This is a genomic window from Vaccinium witches'-broom phytoplasma str. VAC (assembly GCF_000309405.1).
In the GTDB taxonomy this organism is placed as follows: domain Bacteria; phylum Bacillota_I; class Bacilli_A; order Acholeplasmatales; family Acholeplasmataceae; genus Phytoplasma.
This window is the reverse complement of sequence record NZ_AKIN01000047.1, coordinates 1-9,701: the sequence shown is the minus strand read 5'-3', so window position 1 is coordinate 9,701 and position 9,701 is coordinate 1. Positions and strand designations below refer to the sequence as shown.

Here is a 9,701-nt window from a genome sequence, read left to right as displayed (position 1 = left end):
ATACGGAATTGACATAAGCAAATACCTCTCAAACCAAATATTATTATTTTTATAATAATTCTTGGTTTTTTCTAATAAAAATTTTTTTAACGATTGATAAAGCAAAACCATAAAGAGTTAACGAAACTGCTAATAAAGCAATGTATTTAAGAGTAAAAGGGTTTTTAAAATTTAATGATTTGCTCAAAACAGGGATGAATGGTAATAAAAGGGATAAAGTTCCGCCAATAATAGAAAACCAAAACATCATGCGAGATTTTTTTAAACTTTTTCCAAACTTATCATTTCTTAAACAATAAATAGTGAAATATTGAGTCCAAATAGAAAAGATAAACCATCTAGTTTGAAATAAACTAATTTTTTCTGACTCATAATCTTTTAATTTTGAATTTTCTATAAAATATAAACCAAAAGAAAATAAAACATCAAAAGAAAAAGCTAAAGTTCCAAAAAAAATCATAAAACAGATAATATTTTTAAAATTCCATTGACGAGGTTTGTTTAAATTTTCCTCTTCTGCATGGTCAAAAGGCAAAGCTAAACAAGAAAAATCATAAATTAAATTTAAAAATAAAATTTGAATAGGCAATAAAGGGACAAAAGGCAAACAAAAAGAAGCCACTAAAATACTTAAAATATTACCAAAATTAGCCGCTAAAGTTAATTTAATGTATTTTATCATGTTTGTATAAGATCTACGACCTTCTAAAATACCATTTTCTAACACCTTTAAGTCTTTTTCTAAAAGAATAATGTCAGCGGACTCTTTCGCTATATCTACGCCTGAATCGACCGATATCGCTAAATTAGCGTATTTCATAGCAGCAGCATCATTAATACCATCTCCCATATAACCCACAACATTGCCTTTTTGTTTAAAAACAGAAACAATTCGGGCTTTTTGCTCTGGATTTAATTTAGCAAAAATATTAATCTTTTGGGCTTTTTGATACAAGGCCTCATCATCCATTTGATCTACATCAGTTCCTAATAAAAAATCTTGATTAGCGATATTTATTTTGGAAGCGATTATTTTAGATAAAATTTGGTTATCACCAGTTAAAATTTTAACTTCTACATTATGTTGTTTCAAAGAAGCTATTGCTTCAATAGCACTTTTTTTCAGAGGGTCTAATAAAGTTAAAAAACCAATCATAACCATGTCTGCTTCTTTTTTAGAATCAGCTAGGTTATTGTTATCAATTCTTTTGTAAGCTACACCGATCACACGAAAAACTTGATTATTGTAAAAACTAGTTTTTTCTAAAATTTTTTCTTTATCAATTTGAATAATTTTAATTTCTTTAGTTTGAGGATCAGTAATTTCCATATAAGAACAAATATTTAACATTTCTTCGATGGCGCCTTTAGTGATAACAGTTGTTTCCTTCTGTTTATCAACCACAATGACGCTCATAATTCTTCTTTTAAAATCAAAAGGAATTTCATCAATTTTAGCAAATTCTTGTTCAATATTTAGAAAAGAAACTTCTTCCTCTTTTTTTTGTTTCATTTTGTCAATAATCGAAGAATCAATCAAATTTTTTAAACCTGTTTGAAAAAAACTATTTAAATAAGCGTATTTTAACACTCTATTATTGATGTTATTGTTGATATCTAAAAAATTATCAATAATGATTTTATCCTCAGTTAAAGTACCTGTTTTGTCAGTAAATAAAACATTCATAGCGCCGAAATCTTGAATAGAATATAAATTTTTGACAATTACTTTTTGTTTTGATAAAGCTACCATACCAATAAAAAAAGAAGTAGTCGCTATTAAAGGTAACATTTCAGGTGTTAAACCTAAAACCGTACTTAAAGCGAAAGGCAAAATTTCCCAAAATTTAAAATCGTTAGGCGCTTTAATGAAATTTAAAAAGACAATAGAAGGTAAAACAATAAAAATAGAAACTGTTATTATTTTAGCAATCGAATTAATGCCTTTTTGTAAAGTTGAAAGAGGATTATCTTTAATAGCTATTTGGTTTATTTTGCCTAAATAAGTTTTATTTCCGATAGAGATAACAATCCCTTGAGCATAACCAGAAACAACAGTTGTGCCCATGAAAATAAGTTTTTTATCTTCTAAAATATTATTATATTTTTCCGAACAAAAAGCTTTTTTTTCAATAGGATTAGATTCTCCCGTTAAAGTGGTTTCTTTAACGAAAAAATCTTTTGTTTCAAATAATTTCATATCCGCAGGTATAATATCACCGGCCGATAAACAAATGATATCTCCCACTACTACCTCATCTAACGGTATTTCTATAATTTGATTCTCTCTTTTAACAGATGTTGTAGTTTGAATAATTTTTTTTAATTTTTCAGAAATATCGGAAAATTTAGCTTCTTGCATAAAATTCATTATATTAGAAACTAAAAGAACTAAGGAAATAATAATAAAAGTTGAAAATTCTTTTTCCTCTTCTGAAGCATGGTAAACATCTTTACAAAAAGAAAAAACAATTAAAAACAATAAAATCATATTAAAAGGGTTAAAAAAAAGTTTGAATATTTTTTTTGTCCAAGATTTTTTTTTTTTAGCAAAAATGTTTTTACCGTAATTTTTTCTTCTTTGAATAATTTCCTCCGAAGAAAGACCTTGGGGATTAGTTTTTAAAAGTGCAAAAGTTTGTTCAATATTTTGAGCGCTAATGTCTTTCAAACTCGGTAAATTATTGAAAAAATATTCATCAGATTTTTTTTTCATATTTTGCACTCCTTGGATAAAATGTTTATTAATAATATTAATAAATAAAAAAAGATATAAACAGAAATACAAAAAAATATTTAGATGAAAAAAGCCAAAATAATCGTTATTTAATTTATTAAAATCAAAAGATTAGTAAATTAAAGATGGTTACTGAATATATTGATAAATTTTATCTGTTGTAAAATTCAACAATTAATTGTTCGTTAATTTCATGTAAAAATTCATTTCTTTGCGGATATCTAACGTATGTTCCCACTAATTCTTTGTTAACTGAAACATATTCGATTCTGCTATTCTTATTGAATTCTAAAGCGTTTTTAACGATTTCTAATTCTTTAGATTTTTCTTTTAAAGACACTTGTTGGCCTGGTTTTAAACGATAAGAACTAATATTAACTTTTTTAGCATCAACTAAAACATGACCGTGAGAAATTAATTGTCTTGCTTGTGATCTTGTTCTAGCAAAACCCATACGATAAACCATGTTATCTAAACGAGATTCTAGTAAAGTTAAAAACACTTCGCCATGAATACCTTTAGATTTGCTAGCATTGTGGAAAATCTTTTTAAATTGTTTTTCTGAAACGCCATATGTAAAACGGACTTTTTGTTTTTCTTGCAATTGAATACCATAATCGCTTAATTTGTTTTTACGTTTTTTTTGCTTACTACCTGCAAAACTTTCTTTTTTTCTAACTAACTCTTTGCCAGTTTCTGACAAAGAATAATTAAGACGACGTGAAATTTTCCATGTTGGACCTATATAACGCGACATTGAACTTAAATCTCCTTACTTGATTTTATGAAGGCATTGAAGTTATGTTTACTTAAGATTAATAATCTACTATAACTATTTTCCTTCTAAAACAGCAAAGAATTACTAATTCTTTTTATTAAAACATTGTCTAATAAAAAATAGAGATTAAGTTAACCAAAAATAAACACCTGTTTTACCATCTTCTATATTTTAAGTTAAAAAGAACAAATAGTCAAGTATTTTTTAACAAAATGATGTCGATTTTCATAAAAAACTCAATAAAAGAGGTTTTTTTATCAGTCAATATTTTTTCCCTTCTTATTGTAAATGGATCATTCTTATTCATGGTTGGATAAATTTTTTAAAAAGCGCGCAATTTTATCTAAAAATAACTTAAAAAGGTTAATTCATTAACAAAAAGTTTGCGGCGAGGTTTTATGCCAATAAAAAATCCCTTTTTCAGGGATTTTTTCTTTATTATTGTTGAGGTTTTGGCGACAATAAATTTATCGCGATCTTATAAAAAGTTCGTTGCGAGGGATATTTATTGTTTTAATGCGGCAAAAAACGAATATCATAGTTTATTTTCTTCTTTTTTTAGGTCTTTTAAGGAAGAATATTTGCTTGTTATGCTTGCAATAAGCATTGCAAAGAATGATATAAAAAACTTTGGAGCTCGTTCTTTTCAAACATTCTTTTTGTCTTATGTTGTCATTTAGCCTATTATAAGGGCAAAGCACTTGACCAACACATAAAGAACAGAAAAGTTTAAAAAAGGGTAAAAAAGAATATTTAAAAACCAAGAAGCATTTTCAAAAAATTCAAAACCGAACAAAAAAGTCGATAAAAGGGCTATTAAAAAGTCGAAAAAAATTAAATTTTATAAAAAAACTTTGTTTTTGTTTTGTTATTTGATTAATTATTTCTATCAATACATTTATCCCTAAAAAAGCTTTATTTTTAATAACTGTTAAGTGATTACCGGTGAAGAAAAAAATCGTACCAACTAAAAAATCAAAAATGGAAGCTGCGTTAATACTGTCCAAGCATTGCGAAACTTGAGTACCGCGCGATCCGATATGCCTTCTTAAATTGAATTCTTTTTTATTGTCGTTATATTGTCGTTATATAAAACATAACAAGAATATATCTTATCACGATAATTCTCGTTAAATATTAAAAATAGAACTAGAGAACGAATAAAAAATCACAACCAGCAAAATAAAAACCAAACCAGAACAACAAAAACCCCAAATTTGTTACAAATTAATAAAAAATCATATATAATGATAAATAAAAAGGAGGAAAAAAATGCAAAAAATCCCCCTAAAGGAGAGCGCAGCGCACACTGTGTCTTGCAAAGCAAAAACCAATATTTTTGATATAGTGAATTGCATTATTGGAAACAACTTTTTTCCGGTTACAAAAATGAAAATGAATAAAATGATTTATTACGCTCATGCTAAATCATTAGTTGAATGCAACGAACCCCTTGTAACAGAAGAAATGCAAGCTTGGATTTATGAACCTGTTTTCCCTGCCTTAACTAAGGTTTTAAAAAAATTCACTTACCAACCAATACCCATCAATACCATAAAATGTGAAAAAGCCCACAAATTAACCACTTAACAAAAAGCCATCATTACATTTTATTATCCAGAAATACGGTAACAAAAAAGAAAGTTTTTTATCTCATCAAACCCACAATGAATTGTCATGGTTAAACGCTTATGACTAACACAAAATTTGGCCGGAAAACATTATTAACAATGAAAATGTCAAAACCTATTTCTAACAAAATTTAGACAAATTGAGATTCAAAGAGAATACAAATGAAAAAGATTCAAATTGAAAATATTTTTACAGTTTTTACAAAAAAATACTTTATTAAGGGCTTTTACTTTAAATAATAAAAAAGCGAGAAAGGTTAAAACAGCAAAAGAAAGGATAACGCTTCAAAAGATAAAAGAAGAAGTATTATGAAACAATTATTAAGTCATTTTTTTTCTTATCCAAAGTTTAATTTCCTTGAATCATCTTTATTCCTTTTTCAACCTTTTTACAAAAAAAGATAAATTTGATGTCGATAATGGCTCTTATTGATGTTATAATATTGTTTTAAAAAGATATTTTATTAATGTTTTTTTTAAATGTTATTATTATAATTGTGAGCTAAAAAAATAAAGTTAATGAAAATATAAATTAATCTTTTTGCGAATATTAACTACTAAAATTATATCAAATAAAATAATTCATATTTAAATTTATATTGATGAGTAAGTATCAGACATTATTATCCATTACCCATCAAAAGAAATATTTCTTTTCGATCTATTATGGTAAAAAAGATGTCAGTACCGACATGAATATAAAGACAAAATAAAAGAGGCAAAAAATGAATATAATATTAATAGGACCGCCTGCTACCGGCAAGGGGACACAAGCTTCTGCTTTGTCTAAACATTTCAATATTCCTCATATATCTACAGGAGATATATTTAGACAACATTTTGTGTTAAAAACTAAATTAGGAAAATTAGCTAATTCTTATATCGAACAAGGTTCTTTAGTGCCTGATGAAGTGACAAATGCTATGATAAATGAACGCTTATCACAAGATGATATTAAAAATGGTTTTGTTTTAGACGGTTTTCCTCGTAATTTATCTCAAGCTAAATTTTTAACTAAAGAATTTGAAGACAAAAAGATCAATTTAACCAAAGTTATTTACTTCAATTCTAGCGAAGAATGTTTAAAGCAAAGAATTTTAGGGAGAATTATTTGCCCGAAATGTGGAGAAATTTATCACTTGGCTACTAAAATCCCTCAAAAAGATAATTTATGCGACAAAGATCAAACGCCTTTAATTCAAAGAAAAGACGACAATTTAGAGACTTTCACTAAACGTTTAAATATTTACAAACAAGAAACTCTTCCTTTAGTGGAATATTATCAAAAAGACAACAAAATAATAGAAATTATTGTTAACAATCCTAAAACGTCTATTAAAGATGTAACTCAATTATTATTAAAAAAAATATCTCATCTTTAAAAGATAAAAAATCATGCATATAAAAAAACAAATTATTTATTGAAAATTAAATAGTTTTTTTTTTTTTTATTCACCCTACTCTTCTTTCTTATTTTAAAATAAAAAGGAACTATAAACTTCAAGGATTAAAGACCTAAAAGGAAACAGTTCTTCTCAACGAAACAAATGATTTTTTTTAATTAAAAGAAAACACGTTTAATAGTTGTTTTTTAATAATACGGTATAAATAAGTAATCAAAAAAGAGACTAAAAAAACGCTGATAAATTTAATGTATAAAAAAGGCATTAAAAACCTTCCCATAAAATTATCTTGTAATAAAGTCGTAAAACTGACTTCTTTTTTGCTGAAAATAACATCTATAAAAAAGAAGTTTAAAAGGGTAAAAAGAAAAAAATGCATCACCGCAATAAAGGTGATAATTAAATAATGTTTTAAAAAGGACATATCCTTATTTTTTAACATTAATAAAGGTAAAAAACCCCAACAAAAAGAGAAAGAAACACTTAAGAGGGGATTATAAAGATAAAGTGTTTTTCTAAGCCAAAAACTCACGAATTCTGATAAAAAAGCCGCTGCAGAAACAACAAAATAATTTTTGTTATACAAAGGCATAATCAAAAAAGGGATGACTTGTAAAAAATCTAACCAAAATAATTTTTTTAACGGTCGGGCAAAACCTAAAATTTTAAGCGTCATCACGTTTAAAGCAATGGATAAAGCCGATAAAGACGAAACGAACACCAATTGCTGTAAATTAATATATCTAAAGTTATTTTTTTTCATACTTATGACTGAATGAAGTAACTATTTCAAAAATATAATCACAAATTTTCACTTGATCGTTATCTTTCATACCTTTTCTTTTCAATTCTTCTTCTACGCCTATTTTTTTCAAAATATAAGAAAATTTTTTCACTGATTCGTAGTTATTAAAATCTGTTCTACCAAAAAACTTTTCTACCATTTTGCCTTTCACAACAAAATCACCAAATTCATCTTTACACACTTCAAACTGTTTTTCTTCATCCAAAGTAAAAAGCTGATGAGTTGTATCTATTTCCGGAATAATCAGTTGATGATTTTTCAAAGAATCTATAATTTTAAATTTCAACGTATCTAAATTAAAACCATTCCAAGTAGAAATGAAAAGAATATTTTCCTCAGGAATTTTTTTTTGAAAGTCAGCTAATTTAGCTTCAGATTCGGGCAAATCCATTTTATTAACCACAATGATTTGTGGTTTTTTTAAAATAGCTGGATTATACATTTTTAATTCTTGCAGTAAGTTTTGATAATCTTGATAAATATCATCTCTTTCAGGACTTAATAAATGAACCAAAACTTTACATCTTTCGATATGTTTTAAAAAACTAATACCCATTCCACGACCTAAATGAGAATTTTCAATTAAACCAGGAATATCGGCCACTGTAAAACTAAAGTTTTGATGATAAACCATCCCCAAAAAGGGTTGTAAAGTCGTAAAAGGATAAGAATCTACTTTAGGTTTAGCATTAGAAATAACCGAAATTAAAGAAGATTTACCAACATTAGGATAACCAATTAAACCAATATCGGCTAAAACTTTTAACTCTGTTTTAATGGTTAAACTTTCTCCTAAATCACCTTTTTCCGCGAAATTAGGTACTTTATTTTTGGAGTTAGCTAAAGCGAAATTGCCACGACCGCCACGACCACCTTTAGCGATAACTAACTGTTGACCATGTTCTAAAATTTCCCCAATAAAACTATTATCTTCATTATTGTAAACTAAAGTCCCTAAAGGTACTTTAACAAATAAATCTTCTGCTTTAGCGCCGTTTTGAGTTTTATTTTTACCGTTAACTCCGTTTAAAGCTTTTATTTTCGTTTTGTATCTCAGTTTTAATAAAGTTTTTTCGCCGGCTTCACCAACAAAAATAACAGATCCGCCTTGCCCGCCGTTTCCTCCGGAAGGACCTCCATAAGGAACGAATTTTTCCCTTCTAAAAGAAACAATTCCGTTGCCGCCGTTACCAGCTTGAACGAAATTTATTGCTTCATCTATAAAATTCATTTATAATTGTTCCTTCTCAATTAAAAAAACATTAATTTAATTTGTTTTCCACAAAATAAACAGAAACTTGTTTTTTCTTATTTCTTTTAGTTTCGTACTTAACGATTCCGTTGACACGAGAAAATAAAGTATCGTCTTTACCAATGCCTACATTGTTACCAGGAAAAATTTTTGTTCCTCTTTGGCGGTAAATAATAGAACCCGCATTAGCGCGTTGACCGTCTGATAATTTAGCTCCTAATCTCTTAGAATGAGAATCACGACCATTACGAGTCGAACTAACACCTTTTTTAGAAGCAAATAATTGAATATTTAACTTTAACATGATTAAAACACCTTTTTTAAATTATTTTTTCTTGTAAATATTTACTATAAGTTTTATTTAAATCTTTTAAGGAATATTCTAAATTAGTTAAGAGATTATTGACAATCTCATCTGTTTCTAATAAATTTAAAGAAAAATATCCTTGTTTCAATTGAAAAGTAACTTTTTTTTGTAAACCGAAAAGTTCAATAGCATTCATAGTGAGAATAATAGCTGCGGAAACAGAAGCGCAAACTATATCTTTATTTTTAACAGCGTATAAAGCGTGACCTGTAATTTCTATTTGTTGAATGATGTTGTTTTCTTTTTTAAAAAAATATTCAATCATTGACTTAAGTGATTATCTTAGTGATTAAAAATTTAGTATAAAGTTGTCTATGACCTTGTTTTAAACGATATTTTTTTCTTCTTTTGTATTTCGCTACAATTATTTTTTTAGCTTTACCTTGTTTAAGAACTTTAGCTTCAATTTTAGCTCCTTCAACGAATGGAGTGCCTAAAATTTTTTTATCGTTTTCAATAGCTAAAACTTCTTCAAAAACGTAATTTTCTTCTTCATTAACAGGTAATTTTTCTACATAAATTTCTTGACCTGGAGACACTCTATATTGTTTGCCTCCTGTTTTTATAATCGCAAACATTTCGCAATCCTCCTTTTTTTATTTTTTATAATTTAATTTGTCCTAATTTATATCATAAAACGTTTTAACAACGTTATTATCATAAATCTATCATTTCTCAAAAAAGCAAAAAACAAACTCTTTAAAATATTATAATTTTTAAAAAATTAT

Annotated in this window: 10 protein-coding genes; 3 read left to right on the top strand and 7 right to left on the bottom strand. The window is 26.8% G+C overall.

What is annotated here, in order from left to right; genetic code table 11:
• Positions 1 to 49: 49 nt before the first annotated feature.
• The gene (mgtA, locus tag RI68_RS01495; RefSeq protein WP_017193489.1) at positions 50 to 2,716 is read right to left on the bottom strand and encodes a magnesium-translocating P-type ATPase; all 2,667 of its coding nucleotides are present in this window, start codon (positions 2,714 to 2,716) and stop codon (positions 50 to 52) included.
• 172 nt (positions 2,717 to 2,888) lie between these two features.
• Positions 2,889 to 3,494, bottom strand: coding sequence for a 30S ribosomal protein S4 (gene rpsD / locus RI68_RS01490; protein ID WP_017192611.1), 606 nt, complete (start codon positions 3,492 to 3,494; stop codon positions 2,889 to 2,891).
• Between the two features lie 1,293 nt (positions 3,495 to 4,787).
• Between rpsD and RI68_RS03470 the strand changes: the two genes are divergently transcribed.
• From RI68_RS03470 to RI68_RS01470, 3 genes are all read left to right on the top strand, one after another.
• A complete protein-coding gene (locus RI68_RS03470) occupies positions 4,788 to 5,105 on the top strand; it encodes a Panacea domain-containing protein (protein WP_017193486.1) in 318 nt (105 codons plus the stop codon).
• 219 nt (positions 5,106 to 5,324) lie between these two features.
• Positions 5,325 to 5,459 carry a hypothetical protein gene (locus RI68_RS04290; RefSeq protein WP_017193485.1) on the top strand — a complete coding sequence of 45 codons (135 nt, stop codon included), beginning with the start codon at positions 5,325 to 5,327 and terminating at the stop codon, positions 5,457 to 5,459.
• Between the two features lie 412 nt (positions 5,460 to 5,871).
• Positions 5,872 to 6,528 (top strand): adenylate kinase, encoded by a 657-nt coding sequence (locus RI68_RS01470; protein WP_017192103.1) that lies wholly within the window; start codon positions 5,872 to 5,874, stop codon positions 6,526 to 6,528.
• 175 nt (positions 6,529 to 6,703) lie between these two features.
• Here the strand turns inward: RI68_RS01470 and RI68_RS01465 are convergent, their stop codons facing one another.
• From RI68_RS01465 to rplU, 5 genes are read right to left on the bottom strand one after another with little or no spacing between them, the layout of a single operon-like run.
• The gene (locus tag RI68_RS01465) at positions 6,704 to 7,312 is read right to left on the bottom strand and encodes a hypothetical protein (protein WP_017193483.1); all 609 of its coding nucleotides are present in this window, start codon (positions 7,310 to 7,312) and stop codon (positions 6,704 to 6,706) included.
• The gene (obgE, locus tag RI68_RS01460) at positions 7,299 to 8,585 is read right to left on the bottom strand and encodes a GTPase ObgE (RefSeq protein ID WP_017193482.1); all 1,287 of its coding nucleotides are present in this window, start codon (positions 8,583 to 8,585) and stop codon (positions 7,299 to 7,301) included. Before obgE ends, RI68_RS01465 begins: the two co-directional genes overlap by 14 nt.
• Positions 8,586 to 8,616: 31 nt before the next feature.
• Complete coding sequence (rpmA, locus tag RI68_RS01455) at positions 8,617 to 8,913, bottom strand: 50S ribosomal protein L27 (RefSeq protein WP_222813009.1); 297 nt, start codon at positions 8,911 to 8,913, stop codon at positions 8,617 to 8,619.
• 13 nt (positions 8,914 to 8,926) lie between these two features.
• On the bottom strand, positions 8,927 to 9,238 hold the full coding sequence (locus RI68_RS01450) for a ribosomal-processing cysteine protease Prp (RefSeq protein ID WP_017193481.1): 312 nt from the start codon (positions 9,236 to 9,238) through the stop codon (positions 8,927 to 8,929).
• A gap of 4 nt (positions 9,239 to 9,242) precedes the next feature.
• Entirely contained in the window at positions 9,243 to 9,551 is a 309-nt protein-coding gene (gene rplU, locus RI68_RS01445) for a 50S ribosomal protein L21 (protein WP_017192108.1), read from the bottom strand.
• Positions 9,552 to 9,701: the final 150 nt, after the last annotated feature.

What these genes read in the sequence shown, in the direction of transcription:
- mgtA (WP_017193489.1), bottom strand. Translation starts at nt 2,716, where the DNA reads ATGAAAAAAAAATCTGATGAATATTTTTTCAATAATTTACCGAGTTTG.
- rpsD (WP_017192611.1), bottom strand. Translation starts at nt 3,494, where the DNA reads ATGTCGCGTTATATAGGTCCAACATGGAAAATTTCACGTCGTCTTAAT.
- RI68_RS03470 (WP_017193486.1), top strand. Translation starts at nt 4,788, where the DNA reads ATGCAAAAAATCCCCCTAAAGGAGAGCGCAGCGCACACTGTGTCTTGC.
- RI68_RS01470 (WP_017192103.1), top strand. Translation starts at nt 5,872, where the DNA reads ATGAATATAATATTAATAGGACCGCCTGCTACCGGCAAGGGGACACAA.
- RI68_RS01465 (WP_017193483.1), bottom strand. Translation starts at nt 7,312, where the DNA reads ATGAAAAAAAATAACTTTAGATATATTAATTTACAGCAATTGGTGTTC.
- obgE (WP_017193482.1), bottom strand. Translation starts at nt 8,585, where the DNA reads ATGAATTTTATAGATGAAGCAATAAATTTCGTTCAAGCTGGTAACGGC.
- RI68_RS01450 (WP_017193481.1), bottom strand. Translation starts at nt 9,238, where the DNA reads ATGATTGAATATTTTTTTAAAAAAGAAAACAACATCATTCAACAAATA.
- rplU (WP_017192108.1), bottom strand. Translation starts at nt 9,551, where the DNA reads ATGTTTGCGATTATAAAAACAGGAGGCAAACAATATAGAGTGTCTCCA.